Origin of the sequence: Pseudomonas sp. NFACC02, from assembly GCF_900110765.1 — a bacterium.
GTDB lineage: Bacteria > Pseudomonadota > Gammaproteobacteria > Pseudomonadales > Pseudomonadaceae > Aquipseudomonas.
In genome coordinates, this window is the sequence record NZ_FOEO01000003.1 from 153,251 (window position 1) to 176,594 (window position 23,344).

Below are 23,344 nucleotides of genomic sequence, written 5' to 3' on the forward strand. Positions count from 1 at the left end.
GTTTCGTTAAATAACGTTCGATGACCTGGCGGAGTCAGCTTCTTGATCACTGCTCAAAATTTCATTTTCCCCCAGATCAAACCGATTATCGCCGCGACGGAGGAGGCAGCAAGCACACTGAGTTTTGCGGATGACAGCAGTGCCGGATCCGAAAACGCGAGCGAGGCAATGAATATGGACATCGTGAACCCTATTCCTGCCAACAGGCCCACCAACGCCACGCCTTTCCAGGTCACGCCGTCCGGTAGGGTACAGATGTTGAGTTTGACCAGCGTCACACTGGCCAGCATCACGCCAAGCGGCTTACCCAAAACCAGCGCCAGGATGACGCCTACAAAAACATTGTGCGAAATGGTCTCGTCCAAATTGGCACCGGCGAGACTCACACCAGCGTTGGCCAATGCAAACAGCGGCATCACACCATAAGCAACCCAGGGGTGAAGGCTCACTTGTATACGCTGTACGGGTGGCAATACTTCCCGTTGGGCATGGCGCAGCTGTTTCAGAGGTTTGGCGACGGCCTCCGGATCATCCCCAGGCTGGGAAAATCGGTCCATCAGCTCATGGAAGGTTCGGCCAATGGTTTCCAGTGGACGCTCATGGGCAGGTCTGGATTTCACGGGCGTCATAAGACCAAGAATCACGCCCGCCAAGGTCGGATGCACACCGGTTTTCAATAGACCAAACCATACAATTGCCCCGGGTAAAACAAAAGCGTACGCCTTGCCGATGCCCATTCGTTGAAGCAGCAGCACGAGCAAGAGTCCGCCGACAGCGACGACCAATCCCATGTAATCCAGGCTGGCGGTGTAGAACACGGCAATGATCAGAATAGCGACGATGTCATCGATGATGGCCAAGGCCAGCAGCAAAATTCGTACACCGCCTGGAATCGACTTCCCCAGCAAGGCAAGTACGCCCACCGCGAAGGCAATATCGGTAGCGGTGGGGACGGCCCAGCCTGCACTGGCCTCGGTGTCATGGTTGAGCAGCGTGTAAATAATGGCTGGCATCATGACGCCGCCGAGAGCGGCCCCAAGCGGCAGCGTTGCAAGCTTCATGTTGGCCAGCGCGCCGTCTCTGATTTCCTGACGGATTTCCGCCCCGACAACCAGGAAGAAAATGGTCATCAATCCGTCGTTTACGAAAAAATGCAGCGAACGAGACACGGTGAAATTGCCGACCCCGAACGTGAGCTGCGTATTCCAGAAATGCTCGTAAGATTCGGCAAAAGGGCTGTTCGCCCAGATCAGTGCAGTCATTGCAGCCAGCAAAAGGACAATGCCGCTGACGGCTTCGATGTGCGAGAACCGCTCCAGTGCTGACAGCGCACGTTCAGTGAGAATTTGAGGACGGGGAATAGAAGCGGACGCCGGTTTTTTATCGGACACAAGCACTCTCCGTCAGCGGCCCGACCGACGTTTAAGCTTTAACCTGCCCTGTGCTGTATGCGTCAGAGCACCCATCGCGATGATAGGTAGCCGGCAGTAAAGATGCAAACTGCTATCGACATGGCGCAATGAAACTTCTATGCCATTAGCCACTCAATCAGCGGTAGCCCCCGAAGGTACTTCACATGATTGCGCGTTGGCGTTGGATCACCAATCAACTCACTAAGCGGCTGTGGTTCAGAGCGTCCCTGTTTTCGCTGCTTGGGGTTGCCACGGCGTTGCTTGCCGTGGTCTTCAGGGACTTTATCCCTGAGTCTTTGCCAGCGCGTATCGGCGCCGATGCGGTGGACAAGATTCTCGGGATCATTGCATCGAGCATGCTGGCGGTGACCACGTTTTCTTTGAGCACGATGGTCAGTGCGTACAGTGCCGCCAGCAGCGGGGTGACACCTCGCGCGACGACCCTCGTTATGGAGGACGCCACGACTCAAAACGCACTGGCCACGTTCATTGGTTCATTCTTGTTCAGCCTTGTCGGCATCATCGCTCTAAGTACGGGGGCCTACGGCAAGCAGGGGCGCGTGCTGCTGTTTGCGGTGACGATAGGCGTGGTAATCCTCATCGTTTACACGCTGCTGCGCTGGATTGACCATTTGTCCAAGCTCGGAAGGGTGGGGGAAACCATTGATAGGGTGGAAAACGCCGCGATAGCCGCCATCAACCGGCGCGCACAGTGGCCGTATATGGGCGGTGCTGCTTATCCACTTGACCTTGTGCTCCCCGTTTCTGCGCGCCCGCTGTCCAGTGAGCAAACCGGCTATGTACAGCATATCGATGTCCAGGCGTTAGGCGTTATCGCCAAAGAGAGCCAGATCCGGCTCTATCTGGAGGTACTACCGGGGAGTTTTGTCCACGTAGGGATGCCTTTGGGGCATATCGTACCGCTGGATCTGGCGAGCAAGGATGACGGCAACTTTCCCCCAGAGAAGATCCGGGCGGCATTCACCATAGGTGTCAGAAGGGCGTTTGAGCACGACCCCCGGTTCGGGCTCTCGGTCCTCTCGGAAATTGCATCTCGCGCTTTGTCTCCGGCGGTGAACGATCCCGGGACGGCTATCGATGTCATTGGCCGAGGGGTCAGAACGTTGACCTGCTGGGCCAAGCCGCAGATTCCATCACCAGAACATGATCCAGGCTGCGACTTGGTCCACCTTCGGGGCTTGACGGTCGACGATCTGTTCACTGATTTCTTTTCGCCGATTAGCAGAGACGGTGCAGGTTTGCTCGAAGTCAACATTCGACTTCTCAAGGCGCTGATCAGCCTTTCTCAGATAAACCCCACGCTGTTTCGACTGGTCTGCATCAAGCACGCGGATTTTCTGCTCAGCCGTGCGGATGCCTCATTGCAGCTGCAATATGAGAAGGATCAGCTACTTTCGCTGGCCTGCACGATGCCCCGCTAGCGCATCGCGGTTCGTCCACAACGCTCCTTGAACGGCGGGTTTGCGAAAATCACCTCACAGATTGGCTATCAACTTGCCACCCTCTGCGCATCTATCTACTACATTGGAAGGACTCTGCATAAAGCCATAACAAGACGGAGAGTTCCCCATGCGAGTGACCACCCGATCCACCCTCCTGGCCGCGGCAGCCGCGCTGGCTGTCACCAGCGCCGCACACGCAGCCCCCGTTTTCATCAATATCCTGACCGGAGGCACAAGCGGGGTTTATTACCCGATTGGCGTTGGCCTGTCGCAAATCTACAGCGACGGGATACCGGGCTCGAAGACGTCCGTTCAGGCTACCAAGGCCTCGGTCGAAAACCTCAACCTGTTACAGGCCGGTCGCGGCGAACTTGCATTCGCGCTTGGCGATTCGGTTGCCGATGCCAAAGACGGCGTGGCGGACGCAGGTTTCAAAGCACCGCTGACCAAGCTGCGAGCCATAGGCGGCGCCTACCCCAACTACATCCAGATCGTCGCCAGCAAGGAATCGGGGATCAAGACCCTCGCTGACCTCAAGGGCAAGACCATTTCCGTCGGGGCACCGAAATCCGGTACCGAACTCAACGCGCGGGCCATCTTCAAGGCGGCAGGATTGACCTACGAGGACATGGGCAAGGTGCAATACCTGCCGTTCGCCGAATCGGTCGAGCTGATCAAGAACCGCCAGCTGGACGCTACACTTCAGTCGTCGGGACTAGGTATGGCGGCGATTCGTGACCTGTCCTCGGTGATGCCGCTCAACTACGTATCCATCCCGACTGACGTCGTCGCGAAAATCGGCAATCCTGCCTATCAGAGCGCGATGATTCCAGCCAATACCTACGACGGTCAGCCTGAAGCGGTGCCCACCGTGGCGATCACCAACATTCTCGTCACCCGTGCCGATGTTCCGGATGAATTGGCGTACGAGATGACCAGGCTGATGTTCGACAACCTGACCCGTCTGGGCAACTCGCACTCCGCGGCCAAGGACATCAAGCTGGAAACCGCCGCCAAGAACCTGCCAATTCCCCTGCACCCTGGTGCTGAACGCTACTACAAGGAAAAAGGCGCGCTGTAACGCTCACGGGGGCGGTGTTGCTTATGTGACCGCGCCCGTTTCCGTCCTTGTTCAATGCGGTCATGAGGCAGTCAATGAGTGAAGATCATCACGGCATTCCCGCGAGCCCGCGGGATTGGCCTAAAACCCTTTTCTTTGTCGCGCTGGCGTTTTCGATCTTTCAGATCGTGACAGCCGCCTTTTCTCCGTTATCAAGCCAGGTATTACGCGCCGTTCACGTGGGGTTCCTGCTGTGGGTGGTGTTTCTCAGTTATCCCGCCTACGGCAGGAGCCGCCCTTGGCAACCCATGGCGTGGTTGCTCAGCCTGGCTGGCATCGCTACCGCGTTATATCAGTGGGTATTTGAGGCGGATCTGATCCAGCGTTCCGGCGACCTCACAACGAGCGACATGGTGATTGGCCTGCTGCTGATCGCTCTGGTGTTCGAAGCGGCTCGACGTGTGATGGGCATCGCGCTGCCGATCATCTGTGGGCTGTTTCTGGCGTATGGCCTGTTTGGTGAATACTTGCCGGGCGGTCTCGCGCATCGCGGCTATGGCTTTGATCAGATCGTTAATCAACTGACGTTTGGCACCGAAGGGCTTTACGGGACACCGACCTACGTTTCTGCGACCTATATTTTTCTTTTCATCCTGTTCGGCGCTTTCCTGGAGCAGGCCGGGATGATCAAGCTCTTCACCGATTTCGCCATGGGGCTGTTCGGCCACAAGCTCGGAGGTCCGGCAAAAGTGGCGGTGGCGTCCTCTGCGTTGATGGGAACCATCACTGGCTCCGGTATTGCGAACGTCGTCACCACTGGACAGTTCACCATCCCCTTGATGAAGCGCTTTGGTTATCGCGCTGCATTTGCTGGTGGTGTTGAAGCGACCTCCAGCATGGGCAGCCAATTGATGCCGCCCGTCATGGGCGCGGTCGCCTTCATCATGGCCGAAACCATCAACGTCCCCTTCGTGGAGATTGCCAAGGCCGCGTTGATTCCGGCAATTCTTTATTTCGGCTCGGTGTTCTGGATGGTGCATCTTGAGGCTAAGCGCTCCAACCTCAAAGGGCTGCCCAAGGATCAATGCCCCAGCGCGCTGGGTGCCGTGAAAGAAAACTGGTATTTGCTGATTCCATTGCTGGTGCTGGTGTATCTGTTGTTTTCCGGCCGCACCCCTCTGTTTTCCGGCATGGTGGGGCTGGCCCTGACCGCTATCGTGATTCTCGGCTCGGCCATTATCCTCAGAGTGTCGAGTTTCGCCCTGCGCTGTGCATTCTGGATTGCGCTAGGGGTGCTGTGCTTCGGGTTCTTCCAGTTGGGTATCGGTGTGATCTTCGCCGTCATCGCAGCGCTGGTATTGGCATGCTGGTTCATCAAGGGCGGCCGCGAGACCCTGGTGATCTGTCTGCATGCGCTGGTCGATGGAGCACGTCACGCGGTTCCGGTGGGCATTGCCTGCGCGCTGGTCGGGATTATCATCGGGATCGTTTCTTTGACGGGGGTGGCGTCTACCTTTGCGGGCTACATTCTCGCGATCGGTCGGGACAACCTGTTGCTTTCGCTGATTCTGACGATGATCACCTGCCTGGTGCTGGGAATGGGCATTCCAACCATTCCCAACTACATCATCACCAGCTCCATCGCCGCGCCCGCGCTGCTCGAGCTGGGCGTGCCGCTCATCGTATCGCACATGTTTGTGTTCTATTTCGGCATCCTTGCCGACCTGACGCCGCCTGTCGCACTGGCCTGCTTTGCGGCGGCGCCGATCGCCAAGGAACCCGGATTCAAGATCAGCTTGTGGGCAGTGCGTATTGCGCTTGCGGGCTTTGTCATTCCGTTCATGGCGGTCTATAACCCGGCGCTGATGCTGCAAGGCGGTAATCTGTGGATGACCGCCTACATGCTGGTCAAAACCGTTCTGGCGGTGGGGCTGTGGGGCATGGCATCGACCGGTTATCTGCAAGTGAAAATGCCAATGTGGGAACGGTTGCTGGCTTTTGTCGCAGGCGCGTTGCTGGTGGTGGCGTTGCCGCTGACCGATGAAGCTGGCTTCGTGCTGGGCGCTTTGGTCATCGGCCAGCACGTCTGGCGTTCACGCCATACCGCCGTGGCCAATGCATGATCGGACTGTGTCTGGGCCTGGCCGGTGTGGTCTGGGCCCAACTTCCTTTCACCAGCTTCACGCTGGCATGGAATCACACCGTCGAGAAAATTCGCTGGGAAGAAGACTACCGTGTCACTGCGCAGGGCCTGGTGCTGGGCGAGGCCCGCGTGCGCGGAAATGGCGCGGGGATGGAAATCCCGGAGGACGCCTTTCTGGAAAACGGCAGTTGGCACTACCGCCGCCAGTTGAGTCCTCTGCAACCCTTGAAACTGGGCCGAACGCCGCAAGCCGGTGATTATCAGCTGTGCTTTGAGGGGCGGTGTCAGGCGATGAGCATCTGGGTGGGCGCGCCCGACGCGAGGCAACCCGGCATTGAGCTATGGGCGTGCGAGCGTCATTGATCCCCCTAACCTGGAGTGGAGCACGGATCGCCGTAGGGCGCAGACAGTTTCGCAACTCATGAAAAATGTAATCGTCCGGTTCATTGTTGAGGGCGTCAATCACCACGTCCACATCCGTTGCTACCGCTTCGGCGGTGGTTTTCGTGTAATCGATAAATGCGTCGGCGCCCAATTCGCGAAGCAGGTTCTCGTGTTTGCCGCAGGCCACCGCGATCACACGCGCCCCTTGCCATTTGGCAGTAAGAAAAAGGCTAGAGGGACCGCGACTCGTCAAGATTGCCGAAAAAACCGATCAACTCATCGGCTATCCGGTTCGCAGCCTCTTCCGGCAGGTAATGGCCTGCGTTGAGGATCACCTCACCCTGCACATGGGGAGCCAGGGCGCGCAGGGCTTTGACGATATGATCACCCACCCCTCGCTCTGCCCCAAGGGCCAGTACTGGAATCTCAAGTGGCGTTTCCGCGCGACGCCGGTTGGCGGCAACCCCTTCCGGGGACAGTGCTGACTGGTAGTACCCGGTTACCGCTTGCAGTGCACCGGGTGCGGCCAGCTGGCGTGCGTAGACCGCAATGTCTTCAGGGGTAATGGTCCAGGGTTGCAGCCCCTTGGCCCTGAACAGCCACGTGAGGAATGCCTGTTCGCGACCGGATATCAGCAACTGAGGAAGGTCGTCGAGTTGGTTGAACGCAAAGTGCCAACTGCGCCGGTTGGCCTCGTCGGACGGCAAATCAGTGCGCGGCGCCGAAACGCCGGGAATCAGCGCGTCAAGCAACGCGACGCGGCGGATGTCTGCAGGCCAGTCTGCGGCCCACGCATAGGCAATCCAGGTTCCCACATCGTGCCCCGCGACATTGATCGGCCCTTCATCAAACAGGCCGATTTTTTCTGCAAACTGATGCAGCTCCGTGGCGACACTCCGCAGATCATAAGGACCTGCCGGCGCATCACTTTCCCCCATACCACGTGGATCAACCGCAATCACTCGATAACCGGCTTCCACCATTTGTGGCATTACATAGCGCCATGCATACCAACTCTGTGGCCAGCCTGGTATCAGCAGAAGCGTCGGGCCTGCGCCACCCTCGACGTAGTGAATATTGACGACGCCCACCTGTGTACTTGCATGGCGAAATCGCTGCCAGAAATCTGTACGCACCATGAAATCCGTGCCCACGTACGCTGGTTTTTCTGATCGCATGTTCATGACATCTCCCGAAATGGAATTGAACGTTTCCTAATTGGCTAAATGATTACTCCAGCAGTCCCATCAGCTCGCTCACCATTGCGAGCATCTGCTCGGTGTCTGCGCCCGTTTTGCCCACTACCCGCATGCCTTGCTGGAGGACCAGGAGCAGCTTTGCCAGATTCGGAGCATCAAGTCCCTCACCAACGGAGCCATCCGACTGACCTTCCTCGATCAGACGCCGGAGCTGGGCCTCTCGCCGGTCCTGCTGCGCGCCGATCAAGCGTGCAATCTCGTCGTCAGCCCGCGAAAGCTCAACCGCGGTTTCGACAACCAGGCATCCTGTGCGCCCAGCAGCCTCGCAGCTAAGGCGTGCATAGTGAACGAGCAGTGCTTCGATTTTGTCGCGCCCGGAGTTTTCGCTTGCCAGGCAGGCGGCAATCGCCTCTGCGCGTAAGGTCAAATAGCGATCGAGCGCCGCCAGAAAAAGGCCGCGTTTGTCACCCCAGGCCTTGTAGATGCTGCCCGACGTCAGGCCCAGGCACGTGTTCAAGTCCGAGATCGAGGTGCCATGAAATCCATATTCACTGAAGCGTGTGATCGCTTTGTCCAGCGCCGCGTCGGTGTCAAATTCGCGCGGCCGACCTGGCCGGAGGGAGAAGTCATTTTTAGTCGTCATGGCGCAAGTATAGGAATCAATCGTTTCCAAATAAAGAGCCGAAGATAAAAATACCGTGTTTAACCCATCACGGCCTGGTCACGTTCTCTCTTAAGACCAGGCCTGCGGCCTTGAAAATCAGCAATAACCCCGCAGTATCATGGAGCGTATCCCGCCGGCTGCCATTGGCTTATCGGTCCGATTCTCCTCGTCCGAACATGCTCAAAAAGAACAAACGCACGGTGTCCCAGGTACGCTTCCACCAGCCGCCCGCAGGCGCTTCTTCCAAGGCGATCAAAGGCCGCGTCACCAGCTTCTTTTCGCCGTCGTACAGGTCCAGGCTGCCGACCACCGTGCCCATGGCGATGGGGGCGATGAGCGGGTGGTCGATGTTTACGCGGACATCGACCTTGCGATTCCGGTCCTTTGGCAGGGTCAGGGAGATATCATCCAGCGACCCTACGGGCAGCGTGCGGTCTTCGCCTTTCCAGAGCATCGGGTTTGACAGGACCTGAGCAGCCTTTACATACGTTTGGGTGTCGAAGAAGCGAAAGCCGTAGCTCAGCAGTTTTTCAGCGTCATTGGCGCGATTTTTCATTGAGGTGGAACCGAATACTGCCGTGATCAAGCGGTGACCGTCGCGCAGGGCAGAGGTGACCATGCAGTAACCCGCTGCCTCTGTGTGACCGGTTTTCAGGCCGTCCACGGACTCATCACGCCACAACAGCAGATTGCGGTTGGGTTGGCGTATCCCGTTCCAGGTAAAGTGTTTTTGTTTATACAGCGAGTAGTAAGCCGACTCATCGTTGATGATCGCCCGCGCAAGCTTTGCCATGTCCAGGGCTGAAGAGTAATGGTCGGGCGCGGGGAGGCCGGTCGGGTTCATGAAGTGTGTGTCATCGAGCCCCAGCCGCTTTGCCGTGGCGTTCATCAACCCGGCGAAACTGTTCTCATCGCCGGCGATGTGCTCGGCGAGCGCGACACTTGCGTCATTGCCCGAATCAATGACGATCCCGCGCAACAGGTCATGCACGGCAACCTGACTTCGTGGATCGAGGAACATGCGCGATCCCTCGGTGTGCCAGGCGTTTTCACTGATGGTGACTTCATCATCGGACCGCAATCGGCCGTTCTGTATTTCGTTGGTCGCGACGTAAACCGTCATCAATTTGGTCAGGCTGGCAGGGGGCAGGTGTTCATTTTCATCATGGCTGGTGATCACGTAGCCGCTGGCAGCATCCATCAGCACCCAGGATTTTGCGTTAAGCTCAGGCGCTGAGGGCGTCATGGGGCCAGAGGGAACGGGTGCGGCGAACACTGTCGGCCAGTGAGTCAACGCAAGAGTCAGGAAGAGCCGTGGGGTCAGGTGTTTCACGAACAGAAAGCCTTGGTTGGACGCGAGGTGCGACAACCTAGATCAGCGCGAACACAGCGACCAATTAAGCAGGGTTAAGAAAAGTTTAAGAAGCGCCGTGCTGTGGGTCGTGCAGAGGACATTTCAGTGTCACTCGGGTACCACGTCCATCGACGCCTGCTTCGATGTCCAGCCCGAACCCGTGGAGTCTGGCAATCGCAGCCACCAGTGACAGACCGAGTCCGTTGCCCGATTGCTGCCGTGACTGGTCACCGCGGTAGAGGCGTCGGGTGACACTGTCTCGTTCGTCTTGAGGAATGCCCGGCCCATTGTCTTGCACCACGATGCTCAAGCTGTGCTCGTTTCGCGCGCAGCGAAGGTAGATGTTGCCGCCCGGTTGAGTGAACTTGATCGCGTTGTCCATCAAGTTAACCAACGCCTCGAACAACAGCGAGGTGTCGCCCTCCAGCCATGGACAGTCATCAGGTGTCTGCAAGATCAATCGCTGGTTTTTCTCTTGAGCGAGCGGCTCATAAAACTCGTGGGCCTGCTGTAACAGCCGCTGAGGCTGAAACGCTTCGAAGGCTGAGCGGCGTCGGGTGTCTTCCAGCTCAGAAATCCGAAGCAGGCCTTGAAAGCGCGACATGATGGATTCGCTTTCCTCCAGTGCAAGGTTCAGTGTATCGACATGGACCTGTTGCAGCGGCAGCTTTTGCAGTTGATACAGGCGGGCACGCAACCGGGTCAGAGGGGTTCGCAGGTCATGTGCAATGCCGTCACACACACCCTTGACCTCCAGCATCAGCTGCTCGATGTGTTCGAGCATGGTGTTGACGGCATTGGCCAGCATGTCGAGTTCATCACGGCGAGGCGAAAGGGGCAGCCGCTCACGCAGGTTACCCGACACGATGCGTTCGGTGCTGCGCTGCAGACGCTCCACGCGCCGGATGGGGCGTCTTCGCAACAGGCGCCAGCCGATCAGCCCCGGGACCAGCGTCAACGACAACCCCCAAAACAGAGCCTGCCCGATGATGCCTCCAACGGCAGAGATCGAGCCTCCGTCGCGTGCGAGAATCAGGATCCTGCCATCCGCGCGATCCAGTCGGAGCGCATAGCTGCTGCGGGTTTCTTCATTGGGCAACGCGATGCTTAAACCGCGCTCCAGATAATGCACCTGTCCATCGTCGGGAAGATTGGACCGCAACTTGAGCAAGTCGCCGGTCAGGTGCTCGCCATTGGCTTCGAACAACCCATAAGCATCGATGCCTGGCGTAGAGTACACCTCGCTCCCGGCCAGCTCGGACACCAGCGCTGTGTCGCTGACCTTCTGATAATAATGCGCGCGCTGCATCAGCGTTCGCTCGGCGACAGAACCCAGGTAGTGCGTGATTTCCCAGTACAGGACGCCGGTGAAAACGGCACCCCAGGCCACGAAGAACAGCGCATACAGCCCGATCAGACGGCTCCCGCTGGATCGCCAGCGTTCAGTCCCTGTCGACGAGAACATAGCCTGAACCACGGATTGTCTGGATGGCCGGCGCGCCCGGTCCTTCTATCTTTTTACGCAAGCGCGCGAGATGGACTTCGATGATATTGGTGCCGGGATCGAAGTGATAACCCCAGACTTCCTGGAACAGCATGGTGCGCGTGACCAGCTGCCCGGCGTTGCGCATCAGGTAAGTCAGCAGTTTGAATTCGGTGGGAAGCAGCGCGATTGCATGACCGTCGAGGGTTACCGTCTGGGCAATCAGGTTCATCTGCAGCCCTCCGAAGCGCAGACAGTGTTCCGTTTCCCCGGGCGCCGGGTCACGTAACAGCACCTCGAGGCGCGCAATCATTTCGATCATCGAGAATGGTTTTGTCAGGTAGTCGTCGCCACCGGAGCGCAGGCCGCGAACACGTTCATCCACATCCGACAGAGCGCTTATCATCAACACCGGAGTCTGGATGGACAACTGGCGCAGCGTGCTGACGATCGTCAGTCCGTCAAAATCGGGCAGCATCCGGTCCAGGGTGATGACATCATGGCCGCCTGCGATGGCCAGTGCGAGCCCCTCGCGTCCGTTATCCGCCCACTGAGTGTCAAAGCCATGGGCGTCAAGCTCGGTGATGATGGCGTGTGCGGTGACTTCGTCGTCCTCGATGACTAACGCACGATTCATTCTGAACTCCAGAGTTGGGGGCGTACATTCTAACGGCAGGCGCAAGGTGAGCCGGTACGTTTGTCCGTTAAAGTAAATTTTTCTTAACGCGGGTTAACACAGGGGAAGTCAGGCGCTGCTTTAGCGTGACGGTTTTGCCGACGAGGAATTGCCTGCCATGCACCCGCGCTTCAGACCACTTTTGCTGACCTGCATTGTTTTGAGCACCGGCCTGAGTCACGCAGCCGATAAGCCCGCAGATCGTCCAGTGACCCTGAGGTTGCTTTGCTCCAGCGGCTTCATAGCTGCGGCCCGGACCCTCGCCCCTGACTATGAAAAAAGTCGCTCAATTCACCTGGATATCATCAGGTCGCCCACCGCTGACGTGACGCTGACCGATACGTTTCAGCCAGAGTCCAGTCCTCAGGCGTTTGACCTGGTGCTGACGGACAGGGCGGCCATGGACAGACTGGTTGCGCAGCGCCGGGTGGATCCGGCCACCCGCGTGGATCTTGGGCAGTCCTTCATCGCCATGGCGGTAAAGGACGGCGCTAAACAGCCCAGGATTGACACCGTTGCGGCCTTGCGTGATGCCCTGATGAACGCTGAATCCGTCGCTTACGCCAACACCCCCACCGGCATGTATCTTTCACATTGGCTATTCCCACGTATGGCGCTTGATCGGAACTTCGAGCTCAAAAGCCGGGCTCTTTCGGCCGAGCCAGTGGGCAGTGCCGTGGCTCGCGGCGATGTTCAATTGGGTTTTCAGCAGTTGAGTGAGCTTAAGGCGGCGCCGGGGATTGATATTGTGGGTTTGATCCCTGACAACGTGCAGCAAATGGTCTTGTATTCCGGCGCCCTCATGAAGAACAGCCCGCACCCTGTGCAAGCCCGGGCATTGCTCGATTACATGAAGTCGTCCCAAGGCCGGGCAGCGATAAAACAAAGCGGCCTTGAGCCGTTTTGAATCAAGAAGAAAGCGATAGCGGCAAGTCGTCAGGTGCCGTCTGGTCAGCGGCAGTTTCGAGTCGACACGCGGGCGTGGCACGGCACTGGTGAACAAGACTGGATACACCTGTCACGTATACAGCCAATCCGTCTGACACGGATGAGAACCCGGCGCCGTCCATGACATTCGATTGAACAGCAGGAAGCCCGCAGCGACTAATGCCTGACACGCCGCTGAGGCAAGCTTCGGGTGACTCAGCGTTTTACGGGCTGGGCAGGTATGCCTTTCACGGCATGTCCGGTCACAGGCTTTACGACGGAGGGTTCGATGACTGAGGGTTTCACAGAGTTTTTAACAACGTATGCAATTTTTGGAATTTCACCCGCTAGCTGGATTCTTGCCGTGTGCGCATCTGCGCTCAGCTATCTCTTGGCAAGAACGGCGATCCGCTTCGTTTTCAAGAGAATCCAGGCGAGGGCCGCGCAAGGCAATGGCCATTTCAGCCACATCGCGAGCGAAGTCCTTTCAGCGACCAGTAACACGTTGTTGCTGCTTGCATCGATTCTGGTCGGTCTAGGCGTTCTGGATTTGCCCGAACGCTGGCTCAACCGGGTCAGCAGTCTCTGGTTCGTGGTGGCGGCATTGCAGGTTGGTCTGTGGGCCCATCGGGCTTTGGCGCTTGCGCTGCATCGTTACTTTTCACGGCATGGCACTACCGAAACGTTTCAGGCGAGTGCCTTGGCGACGCTCAGTCTGTGGGGCGCCAGAGTGCTGTTGTGGGCAGTGATCTTGCTGGCGATGCTGTCGAACGTGGGCGTCAACATCACTGCTTTCGTCGCGAGCCTGGGTGTGGCCGGCATCGCAGTAGCGCTCGCGGTGCAGAATATTCTGGGCGATGTTTTTGCCTCGCTTTCAATTGCCGTCGACAAGCCTTTTGAGGTCGGCGATTTCATCGTGGTGGGTTCGCTTGCCGGGACTGTGGAACACGTCGGTTTGAAGACCACCCGGATAAGAAGTCTGGGGGGCGAGCAGATCGTGATGGCCAATGCCGACATGATCGGCAGCACGATTCAGAACTACAAGCGGCTCCAACAGCGTCGGATCGTCTTCGAATTTCGTCTGACCTATGACTGTTCAACCGAGCAGATCAGGCAGGTGACCCGGCAGGTCGAAGCGATCATCCAGCGTGAAGAGAAGGCCAGGTTCGACCGTTGCCATTTCAGAAGCTTCGGTGAGAGCGCCCTCGAATTCGAGACGGTGTATATCGTTCAGGACGCCAGCTACAACGTCTACATGGACGTTCAACAGCGGATCAACCTGGCCATTATGGATGCCGTTGCCGAGCTTGAAGCCAACTTCGCCTTTCCATCACGCACCATTCATGTCGCTTCGGTTCCCGAGTCTGCAGTTATCCGGTCGCAGCAGCCGTCTTGTGCGCAACATGTCTGACCCGGAAGAAGGTGATGGGCGTGGCAGGTCAGCGCGATGGCAATTGCCTTGAAAAAAACGCGCGATGCGGATATCAACCAGGCAGAAAGCAAAAAAAGAGCCCGATCATATCGGGCTCTCTTTCCGTGGCTTGTCCCGTTAGAGACTACTTTGACGGCAGGGCGTAGGCGATCAGGGAATCACCCATCTTCGTTCCGAAAGACCCGTGGCCTCCGGCCATGATCACAACGTACTGCTTACCGTTGCTTTCATAGGTCATTGGCGTCGCTTGCCCTCCCGCAGGCAAACGGGCTTGCCACAGCAAATCACCGTTGGTGACGTTGTAGGCGCGCAGATAATTATCCTGCGTACCGGCGATAAACATGACGTTGCCCGCGGTCGAGATCGGACCGCCCAGCATTGGTACGCCGATCTTCAGCGGCGGCAGCTGAATCCCTTTGAGGCTGTCCCGAATGGTGCCGATGCGTTTGCGCCACACCACGTGATGCGTGCTCATGTCCACGCCGGCCACATAGCCCCAGGCCGGCTCTTTGCAGGGCAGCCCCAGAGGCGACAGGAAGGCGTTGATTTCCACGCCGTAGGGGACGCCGTATTGTGGCTGAATGCCCATTTCCGTACCGGTACCCGCGCCCGTCAGGCCTTCCTTGGGCCACAGCGGGTTGTTTGGACCGCGAGGGATCAGCTTGGACACGAACGGCAAGGCCATCGGGTTCATCAGCGCAACCTGACGGTCAGCATTGACCGAGATCCCGCCCCATTCGAACACACCCAGGTTGCCAGGGAAGACCAGGGTTCCGTTCTCCGACGGCGGTGTGTACTGACCGTTATAAGAGAGGCGCTTGAAGATGACCCGGCAGACCATCTGGTCGAACATGGTGGCGCCCCACATGTCTTTGTCGGTCAGGGTCTGGATGGAGGTCAGGTTGAGGTCGGAGCGAGGTTGGGTAGGACTGACCCGGTCACCTGGAGCGGCTTCGCCCGCTGGCACCGGCATTTCACTGACGGGCACGATGGGCTTACCGTCTCGACGATCCAGCACAAAGAGGTTGCCTGCCTTGGTCGGCACATACACCGCTGGAACCGCAGCCGCTGCGCTCGTCTTCACATCCGCCAGCGTTGGCTGAGAAGGAACGTCCATATCCCAAAGGTCGTGGTGAGTCGTCTGGAAACTCCATACCAGTTTTCCGGTCGAGCCGTTCAGCGCGACGATAGAACTGGCGTAACGCTCCATGACCGGCGTGCGGTTGCCGCCCCAGATGTCGGGTGTCGGGTTGCCGGTGGGTACGTACACCACGTCGGTCGCCGCGTCGTAGGCCAGCGGAGCCCACGCGTTAGGCGAGTTATTGACGAGGGTCTGGCCTTCACCTGGCATGGCGTTCGGATCTTCAGCGCCGGTGTCGAAAATCCACTTGAGCTTGCCACTGTTGACGTCGTAACCCCGGATGGCGCCAGAAGGCTCATGCACCGACAGGTTATCGGTGACTGAACCACCGATGATGACCGTGGTTCCGGTCACGACCGGTGGAGAGGTTGGCTCCAGGCCACCCGGGTACGCGAACGGCTGCATGTGCTTGAGGTCAAGTTCGCCGTTGTCGGCAAAGTCGGCGCACCGACTGCCGTTATCCGCGTTGATTGCGAACAGACGACCATCATTGACCGGCAGGAATACCTTGCGCGGGCAGGCGGTTTGAGCCGGCGTCGCGTTCGCCAGGCTTTTTGCAAACTGCGCGGTGTCGGCTTGATCGAAGTACGCGACGCCTCGGCAGGTCAAATGCTGGAAGGAAGGGTCGGATTTGAGCTTGGGATCAAACCGCCACTTTTCCTTGCCGGTTGCAGGGTCGAGCGCGACCAGGATCTGGTGCGTCGTACAGATGTACATGTTGTCGCCGATCTTGATCGGCGTTAATTCATTGGTGGTTTCACCCGAATCGTTCGCGGTTTTCGATTCGCCGCTGTTGAAAGTCCAGGCGACTTCCAGGTCCTTGACGTTCTTTTCGTTTATCTGGTTCAGAGGCGAGTAACGCGTCCCCGATTGGGTGCGTCCGTAAGCGGGCCAGTCACCCGCGTTGATGCCTTCGACGGGTTGATGCTGGGCCGGTTGCGTCGTTGCGAGGCTGCCGTTGATCTCCTGCGGGTCATTGAAAATCGAGTACCCCAACACCGCAATGGCCAGCACCAGTGTCGCCGACAGGAACGTCTTGCTGGCCCTCAACCGGTCATGCAGGCCGCGCGTCACAGCCGGTATCAGCAGCCAGAGGCCCAGCAGCCCAAGAATGTCGAACCGGGGCACCAATGCCCAAAAGTCGGTATTGGCCTCCCAGACGCCCCAGATCACAGTGACGAGCATCAGACAGCCGAACAGCCAGATCGACGCTGCTGAGCCCCGCCACATCAGAATGGCGACGATCCCGAGAACGATTCCCGATACAACGTAGTAAATCGAGCCGCCGAGTGTCATGAGCCACGCTCCGCCTATCAGCAGGAAAAGCGCGAATACAGCGACGATAAGGCAGGTTATTAACAGTAAAGCCGAGCGATGCGATGGTTGATTCATGGTGGGTTTCCCGTTGGTCCATCATCATGGACTAGCGCCGGGCCTACAGGTTCACCATGCCATGAGATGCGTTGAGATTGACCGCTTGTAAAAGGCAAGTGATAGCGGTCACTGGACCGCGAGATAGTTTGCATCCGTAGGAATGCCCCGACATCTGGCAAGCATTTATCCAGGCGTCAGAAGAGGAGCTCAGGCTGTGTGCAAGGTGCACGTTTTCAGCGCAATCCTTTGGCTTCGAACAGCCCGACGAGCCACTCAGCGAAAACCCTGACACGTGCACTGAGATGCCGATTGGGGGAGTAAACGATATAGATCGGATTTGGCTCCAGCGACCAGTCCTCCAGCAATTGAACCAGGGCGCCGGATTTGAAATGCGGTTCGGCCATGAACATCAGCGTCTGTAATACGCCCATACCGGCCAGCGCGGCGGCGATCAGGGCGTTGGAGTCGTTCACCGAGACGAAGTAGTTCGCGTCCACCGAGATGCGCTCCCCACCTCTGACAAATTCCACGGGTAAGCGCCGATGGGTTCCGGCAAAAAAGTAGCGAACCATCTGATGGTTCGTTTCCAGATCGGATGGATGAAGCGGCGTACCGTGGGCGGCAAGGTATGCAGGTGATGCGCAGGTGACGAATTCGAGGCTGCCCAGACGTCTTGCGATCAGCGAAGGATCACTCAAGGTGCCGCCGCGAATGACGCAATCGACCCGATCACCCAAAAGGTCGACAGGCCTGTCGCTCACCCCGATATCCAACTGCAGCTCAGGGTAGCGTTTCTGGAAGTCCGGCAGGGCGGGCAACACCAGCATCGTCGCCATGGTCGAACCCATGTCTACCCGCAAACGACCGTGGGGACGTGCCTGAGTGCTGACCAGATCCGACTCGGCTTCCAGCCACTGATCCACCACACGCACCATGCGCTCGTAATAGGCCGTTCCATCGTTGGTCAACGAAATGCGTCGCGTGGTTCGGTTCAGCAACTTCACCCGCAGATGACTCTCCAGCGACTGGATGTGTTTGGTGACGGTATTGCGTGGAAGGTTCAGCGTTTGCGCCGCTTTGACGAAGCTTCCGGCTTCCACCACCTGGATAAACGCTTTGACTGCCGTGAAATAGTCCACGTATGACTCGCCTCTCAAGATCAATCTTGCAGACATTAGCCCGTATTCAGGAACAGTGGTGTCCTGTTTAGCTAATTTATCCCGCGTTAGCTATCTCTTAAATTGATCTCACCGAAACGAAGCCACCCATTCCGGTTGGCAACCAGTCGAGATCAGACAGATGAATCAGCAACTGAAAGGTAAAGTAGCGTTGGTCACGGGCGGCTCTCGTGGCATTGGTGCCGCTATCGCCAAACGTCTCGCGGCAGACGGAGCCCACGTCGCATTCAGCTACGCAAAATCCCCTGAGCAGGCGCAAAACGTGGTCGCTGATATCGAGCGTCATGGCGTGCAGGCGCTGGCCATCCAGGCGGACCAGGGGGATACCGCTCAGGTGACGGCGCTGGTCAGACAGGTTCATCAACACTTTGGACGTCTGGACATCCTGATCAACAGTGCCGGTGTTTTCGTCACCGGTCCGGTTGGCGATCCCGACGCTGACATCGCTGCATTCGACCGTCAACAAGCGGTCAACGTCGGGGGCGTTGTGACCGCTGTGCGCACGGCGGTTGGCCTGATGAATGACGGTGGACGAATCATTTCTCTGGGCACGACCGGCGCTGACCATGTGCCATTCCCCGGAGCTGCCGATTATGTCGCGACCAAAGCCGCCGTGGCGGCTTACACCCGTGGCTGGGCCCGAGACCTGGGGCCTCGCAACATCACCGTAAACGTCATCCAGCCGGGTGCAATCAACACCGAGATGAACCCTGAAACCGCTGACCATGCTCCTTTTCTTGCGGGCCTGGCAGCACTCGGTCGTTACGGACAGCCAGAGGACATCGCCGCTGCCGTGTCTTTCCTGGCAGGCCCCGAGGCTTCGTATATCACCGGCGCCACACTGAACGTCGATGGCGGCCAGAGTGCCTGAGCGGCCTCACATTCAGCGATCCGGTCAGCACCGTCGCGCTCCGTTCGCGCGGCAGTGCTGACCTGCGGAATTTGGTTTTTCACCCCGTACATTTCAATCGGCGAGGCCGTCATGACTCAACGCATCCGGATTTACCAGCAAGGCGCACCCGCAGTGCTTCAACTTGAAACCTTTGAACTGGCGTCTCTCTCCCGAGAGCAGGTGTTGATCCGCCACGAAGCCATCGGCGTGAATTTCGTCGACACGATGTTCAGGGATGGCACGTTCAAAGTTCCACTGCCATTCAGCATGGGGGTGGAGGGGGCAGGCATCGTCGAGGCTGTCGGGCGCGGCGTGCAGCATGTGAAGGTGGGCGATCGTGTGGGTTATTTCTTCTCGTTCGGCGCCTACTCAGACCGTCGCGTGATCGACGCAGACACGCTGATCAGGCTCCCCGACGACATCTCCAGCGAGCAGGCTGCCGGGCTTTTGTCGAAGGGACTGACGGCTTGGGCGCTGGTCACGCGGGTTCATGAGGTTCAGGCCGGCCAGACCGTTGTTGTTCAAGGCGCATCCGGTGGCGTCGGCAGTCTGCTCGCACGTTGGGCGAAATCCCTTGGCGCCACCGTCATCGCCACGGTGGGCTCAGCCAGCAAGGCTCGCATTGTCGAGGGCTGGGGACTCGATCATGTCGTGCGTTCGGATGAGCCGGATTTGTCCGGGAGGATCAAAGCCGCAAACGGCGGGACGGGCGTTGACGTGGTGTACGAACTCGTCGGTCGGCAGACGCTGGATGCTTCAATCGGCGCGCTGCGTGACGGCGGCGATCTCATCCACGTCGGCAACGCTTCGGGAGGCGCCACTGCGGACACCGCGCTGCTGAGCGCGCGGGGCATTCGCTATGTCCAGCCCTCGACCCCGCAATACGTCAACGCGCAGAACCAGGACAGGGCAGCATCCGAGTTGTTCGAGCGCTTCCGGGAAGGCGCGCTGGGCCATCTGGAGCTCTCTCGCTATCGGCTGGAAGAGGCGGCTGTGGCGCATCAAGCCATCGCCGCGCGCAAGCATACCGGGTCTATTGTGCTGATTCCCCTGTCAACGCCACCCGAGGTGATGTCATGACTTATCCAACTGAAGCGTCGAAAGCGCTCGTCGAACCTGACTACCATGCCCTGCTGAACGCCAATCTGGAGCGGGTATTCAACGAGCGAGAGGACGGAAAGCGGCGTGCGGCGATCCATGAGCTCTTTTCTCCCGAGCCGACGATGTACGAACCGGCAGGCATCGTTACCGGTCAGGCCGCGATCTCGAACGTTGCAGGCGCATTGCTGGAACAATTCGGGGCTGATTTCTCTTTCGTGGCTGAAGGCACAGCGGTCGGGCATCATGGTATGGGCTACCTGAAATGGCGCGCTGGCCCGGCCAACGGGCCCGTCATCGTCAGCGGGGTCGATGTCGCGGAAGTCAGTGACGGCAAGATCAAACGTCTGTGGGTGTTGCTGGATGCACCGCAAGGCTAGACGACGTCGTGACCCGGATGCGTTTCCGGACGCCGGTGCGCTGGCCGCCGGGCATGACCGCTACGGTATCTCCACCGATGCGACGGGTGCCCGGATAAATGCGTGGCTGAGCTAGGTTGCCCGCCTCCATTGAGCATACAGTGCGAGTGGAGGGTTGAATCCGATAAGGCGGGGGCGTGAGGTTGAGTTCGGGGTCGTGTTCGAACGAGGTATGCCGTCTGGCTTTCCGCCAGAGTCATTCAAAAAGACTCCAGCAGAAGGCACCCCTCGATCTCTCCCGCATTGTGTCAAAGCGGGCGGTCCAGAAATAACAAGCGTGCCGCTAACGCTGCCATTACCGCAGCAAAACCATAAGTTCCCAGACGCCTGGATATCTTGCCGCTGCCCAGTTTCCCTTTTAACTGCCCGGCACACATCCCAAGTACGGTATGGAAGATGAGCGCGATCAGCGCAAGCAGCGATCCAAAGAACATTAATTGAAAGGTGACATCGCCAGCAGTTGTGACGAATTGAGGCAGGAATACCATAAAGAACAGTAACCCCTTAGGGTTCAACAGGCTGTTGAGGGTGCCTCGCGTAAAAATTTTCCACAACGAAACCAACTGAGGTTGAGCACCCTGAGGCACTGCTGGCGTTTTTAACGCTTGCCACGCGATCCATATGAGGTAAAACGCCCCGGCCAAGCGTAGTACTTCAAACGCAGGTGCCCAGCTCATTACCATTGCACCAATACCTGCGCTGACCACAGCCGTCATCAGCACGTCAGAGAAAAAAATCCCCAGAGCGGCAGCGAATCCCGCAAGCCGACCGTCGGCCAATGCATGACTCGCCACAAAAGCCATGTTCGGTCCCGGAACGATCAACAAAAGTACGGCGGCGGCAACGAACAGATAGACACTGGCTGCATCTGGCACGGTCATTACTCCCAAGGACTGAGCGACGACGGTAAGCCAACGATTGTTATTGAGGTAGTTACAGTCAGCGTTAATCTAATAGCAACAGTCGATTCCAGGAAACATTAACTGCTGCGGTCGCGGAAATGCCCAGGGTCCGTGGAAACGCCAACAGGATTCTTCGGGGTGTTCCCGAGTGAAAAGCAGCTTTGATCGTGCTTTTACCCCGTCGACAAGGCCCGGTCAGCAGGATCAAGATGTATGTCTGAAGGACGATTCCACACCCCTGCCAACGCAGGGGTCGAGGGCAGTTACAGATTCGCCACCGCATAACTGAGGGACGTCGCGCAACCTGTGATGCCCAGCCGCCAAGACGTCATTTCCAATAAAACATTACCGATTAGTCAGTTTCGGCTAATGCTGTACGAGCTCACTACCCCGTTTTTGAAGTAAAAGTTGCTGTACCCTAATCGCTTATTACTCTTGCCTGTTAAAGCGTTAGCCGCAGTTACAGAGTTTGGGTTTCCATCATTGGCTTTCGAGAATTCGCTGCCCACCTGGCTGGCAACACTGCTCGAACCCATTGCGCTCTGAACCCTGTCAAAACCTTTGACCAGCATTGAGTTAATGGGATCATACCCGCTATTTTGGTCACTTTCCCGATAGGTCCATGCTTCGCTACCGTCCGATGATACGGACTTGTATTTTGTGTCTCCGCACATTGAAATCACGTCGGCCGAAGAAGTCTTCCCAACGATGATGTGAGATTTGGCATATTGGGAGTCATAGCAATTACTGTTGGTGGAAGCGCCTCCAAATAACGAAGGTGACGTTCCGTTGCACCCTGCAAGAAAAATCGCAAAACCAATAACTACACTGATATTGTTGTGCTTCATTTAACCAGTCCTTTAATTTTTTCATAACAATGCAGCAGGCTGAGTGTTACACCTTTATGGCGGCCTCACTCAACAACTTTGGGGGCGGGTATTGAACGGTTTGCAGCACGTTGAGCCAGTCTAGCCCTCTCCGAGCAGTGAGTGATCACACTGTGCCGATTATAAAGCGGGTCGTGAGTGTCTAGAAAAATTCGCTTGCCCAGGCGTCTCAATGTTTTGCCTGTGCGTCTCAGTTCGAGTTGATCTGATCAAGTATTTTCTTGAGAGAGAACCCGGTGTGCATATCACCCGCTTTGATTTCACCCTGAGGTTGATCCACCGCGCGGTCGCGTGCTTCGCTGGGTGAATAACCGAATCTGGCCTTGAACACCCGGCTGAAATGCGCATCACTTTTGAACCCGAGCTGAAATGCCAGACTGGAAATACGCTGTCGGTTTCCTGTTTCGCTTTGAAGCTGTTCATTGGCCCTGATGAGCCGTCGAGACTGAATGTAACCCGCCACCCCTGATTCATGTGCAAAGAGCCGATACAGCCGGGCACGCGACAAGCCCAATTGATGAGCCAACGAGGCCGCAGAAAGATCAGGTGACGTCAATTGCTGTTCAATCAAATGTCGGGCGCGATTAAGCAAAGATTGATCGATGTGTGGCTCGGCGCTTTGAAGAGTTGACGCGCCGGGTGCCAACGCAGCGGCAACCATCGCTAGCGTCGCCTGATAGACATGAGGAACTTCATCAATACCCAGATTGGATATCTGGCGTTTCAATGCGCGCATATGGTCGGCCAGTAAGCCGCCCAGCGCACCTCTGACCACATGCCCATGCAAGTCTTTGTGACCTAGCCGAGCACTCAAAACATCGCGAGGAATCGTAAGAATTATCGTATCGCCTGCGACGATCACACTTTCAAGTTCACGTGCCAGGTCGAGCACGTAGATATCGGAACTCTCGGTCGCCAGATGTGCTCGGCCGGCGGTGCCATGGATGGAATGGGAAATGCCCAGGCAAATGTAGTAATGGTCCAGATGATCGCTGCGAATCATCTGTCGGGATCGTTTCACTTCATATTGCACGGGGGCGCCTTGGCCCTCCCATGTACCACAGCCCATCAACAGATCACCGATATAGCAGGTGGCTAAACGGTAGTTGAACGCCAGGGCGGCAGATTTGCTGATGTTTATGTCAAAGAGAGCGCTCACCTCATCCCGCCAGGCTTCAAAACGCGACCTTTGTGGAAACGCTTGAGTACTGAACGAAAAAATCGGGTTCCTCATGATTTAACGACCTCATGGAAAG

Annotated in this window: 20 protein-coding genes and 1 pseudogene; 10 read left to right on the forward strand and 11 right to left on the reverse strand. The window is 57.6% G+C overall.

What is annotated here, in order from left to right:
- Positions 1-53: 53 nt before the first annotated feature.
- The gene (gene nhaA / locus BMY73_RS04455) at positions 54-1,391 is read right to left on the reverse strand and encodes a Na+/H+ antiporter NhaA (RefSeq protein ID WP_092405299.1); all 1,338 of its coding nucleotides are present in this window, start codon (positions 1,389-1,391) and stop codon (positions 54-56) included.
- Between the two features lie 185 nt (positions 1,392-1,576).
- Between nhaA and BMY73_RS04460 the strand changes: the two genes are divergently transcribed.
- The 4 genes from BMY73_RS04460 to BMY73_RS04475 all read left to right on the forward strand — a co-directional run bounded on the left by BMY73_RS04460 (position 1,577) and on the right by BMY73_RS04475 (position 6,441).
- Positions 1,577-2,854 (forward strand): DUF2254 domain-containing protein, encoded by a 1,278-nt coding sequence (locus tag BMY73_RS04460; protein ID WP_092405301.1) that lies wholly within the window; start codon positions 1,577-1,579, stop codon positions 2,852-2,854.
- 148 nt (positions 2,855-3,002) lie between these two features.
- On the forward strand, positions 3,003-3,956 hold the full coding sequence (locus tag BMY73_RS04465) for a TAXI family TRAP transporter solute-binding subunit (RefSeq protein ID WP_092405303.1): 954 nt from the start codon (positions 3,003-3,005) through the stop codon (positions 3,954-3,956).
- Positions 3,957-4,030: 74 nt separating this feature from the next.
- A complete protein-coding gene (locus BMY73_RS04470; RefSeq protein ID WP_092405305.1) occupies positions 4,031-6,058 on the forward strand; it encodes a TRAP transporter permease in 2,028 nt (675 codons plus the stop codon).
- Complete coding sequence (locus BMY73_RS04475; protein ID WP_092405307.1) at positions 6,055-6,441, forward strand: DUF1850 domain-containing protein; 387 nt, start codon at positions 6,055-6,057, stop codon at positions 6,439-6,441. Before BMY73_RS04470 ends, BMY73_RS04475 begins: the two co-directional genes overlap by 4 nt.
- A gap of 251 nt (positions 6,442-6,692) precedes the next feature.
- On the opposite strand, the gene BMY73_RS04480 is transcribed toward BMY73_RS04475, so the two are convergent.
- The 5 genes from BMY73_RS04480 to BMY73_RS04500 all read right to left on the reverse strand — a co-directional run bounded on the left by BMY73_RS04480 (position 6,693) and on the right by BMY73_RS04500 (position 11,799).
- Positions 6,693-7,646, reverse strand: a complete 954-nt coding sequence (locus tag BMY73_RS04480; RefSeq protein WP_092405309.1) for an alpha/beta fold hydrolase — start codon at positions 7,644-7,646, stop codon at positions 6,693-6,695.
- Between the two features lie 46 nt (positions 7,647-7,692).
- A complete protein-coding gene (locus tag BMY73_RS04485; RefSeq protein WP_218190143.1) occupies positions 7,693-8,334 on the reverse strand; it encodes a TetR/AcrR family transcriptional regulator in 642 nt (213 codons plus the stop codon).
- Positions 8,335-8,473: 139 nt separating this feature from the next.
- The gene (locus BMY73_RS04490) at positions 8,474-9,664 is read right to left on the reverse strand and encodes a D-alanyl-D-alanine carboxypeptidase family protein (protein ID WP_371914949.1); all 1,191 of its coding nucleotides are present in this window, start codon (positions 9,662-9,664) and stop codon (positions 8,474-8,476) included.
- 79 nt (positions 9,665-9,743) lie between these two features.
- Positions 9,744-11,144, reverse strand: coding sequence for a sensor histidine kinase (locus tag BMY73_RS04495; RefSeq protein WP_092405313.1), 1,401 nt, complete (start codon positions 11,142-11,144; stop codon positions 9,744-9,746).
- Positions 11,122-11,799, reverse strand: a complete 678-nt coding sequence (locus BMY73_RS04500; protein ID WP_062382214.1) for a response regulator transcription factor — start codon at positions 11,797-11,799, stop codon at positions 11,122-11,124. The genes BMY73_RS04495 and BMY73_RS04500 overlap by 23 nt, the downstream gene beginning before the upstream one ends.
- A 157-nt stretch (positions 11,800-11,956) precedes the next feature.
- Between BMY73_RS04500 and BMY73_RS04505 the strand changes: the two genes are divergently transcribed.
- Both BMY73_RS04505 and BMY73_RS04510 read left to right on the forward strand, forming a co-directional pair.
- Positions 11,957-12,745, forward strand: a complete 789-nt coding sequence (locus BMY73_RS04505) for a substrate-binding domain-containing protein (RefSeq protein WP_092405315.1) — start codon at positions 11,957-11,959, stop codon at positions 12,743-12,745.
- Positions 12,746-13,054: 309 nt separating this feature from the next.
- Positions 13,055-14,176, forward strand: coding sequence for a mechanosensitive ion channel family protein (locus BMY73_RS04510; protein WP_092405317.1), 1,122 nt, complete (start codon positions 13,055-13,057; stop codon positions 14,174-14,176).
- 145 nt (positions 14,177-14,321) lie between these two features.
- On the opposite strand, the gene BMY73_RS04515 is transcribed toward BMY73_RS04510, so the two are convergent.
- On the reverse strand, positions 14,322-16,730 hold the full coding sequence (locus tag BMY73_RS04515; protein ID WP_092405319.1) for a glucose/quinate/shikimate family membrane-bound PQQ-dependent dehydrogenase: 2,409 nt from the start codon (positions 16,728-16,730) through the stop codon (positions 14,322-14,324).
- Positions 16,731-16,945: 215 nt separating this feature from the next.
- Complete coding sequence (locus BMY73_RS04520; RefSeq protein WP_092405321.1) at positions 16,946-17,851, reverse strand: LysR family transcriptional regulator; 906 nt, start codon at positions 17,849-17,851, stop codon at positions 16,946-16,948.
- A 160-nt stretch (positions 17,852-18,011) separates the two neighbouring features.
- Between BMY73_RS04520 and BMY73_RS04525 the strand changes: the two genes are divergently transcribed.
- The 4 genes and pseudogenes from BMY73_RS04525 to BMY73_RS28490 all read left to right on the forward strand — a co-directional run.
- Complete coding sequence (locus BMY73_RS04525) at positions 18,012-18,761, forward strand: SDR family NAD(P)-dependent oxidoreductase (protein ID WP_062382219.1); 750 nt, start codon at positions 18,012-18,014, stop codon at positions 18,759-18,761.
- Positions 18,762-18,872: 111 nt separating this feature from the next.
- Entirely contained in the window at positions 18,873-19,862 is a 990-nt protein-coding gene (locus tag BMY73_RS04530) for a quinone oxidoreductase family protein (protein WP_092405491.1), read from the forward strand.
- Complete coding sequence (locus tag BMY73_RS04535; protein ID WP_092405323.1) at positions 19,859-20,260, forward strand: nuclear transport factor 2 family protein; 402 nt, start codon at positions 19,859-19,861, stop codon at positions 20,258-20,260. Before BMY73_RS04530 ends, BMY73_RS04535 begins: the two co-directional genes overlap by 4 nt.
- 13 nt (positions 20,261-20,273) lie before the next feature.
- Positions 20,274-20,375 (forward strand): annotated as a pseudogene (locus tag BMY73_RS28490) (transketolase); the annotation flags it as partial.
- Positions 20,376-20,547: 172 nt separating this feature from the next.
- Here the strand turns inward: BMY73_RS28490 and BMY73_RS04545 are convergent.
- The 3 genes from BMY73_RS04545 to BMY73_RS04550 form a co-directional block, all read right to left on the reverse strand.
- Entirely contained in the window at positions 20,548-21,174 is a 627-nt protein-coding gene (locus BMY73_RS04545; RefSeq protein WP_062382359.1) for a LysE family translocator, read from the reverse strand.
- 383 nt (positions 21,175-21,557) lie between these two features.
- Complete coding sequence (locus tag BMY73_RS27825) at positions 21,558-22,049, reverse strand: hypothetical protein (protein ID WP_062382222.1); 492 nt, start codon at positions 22,047-22,049, stop codon at positions 21,558-21,560.
- Between the two features lie 229 nt (positions 22,050-22,278).
- Positions 22,279-23,322: a helix-turn-helix domain-containing protein gene (locus tag BMY73_RS04550; RefSeq protein ID WP_092405325.1), complete on the reverse strand. Its 1,044-nt coding sequence runs from the start codon at positions 23,320-23,322 to the stop codon at positions 22,279-22,281.
- Between the last annotated feature and the right edge of the window lie 22 nt (positions 23,323-23,344).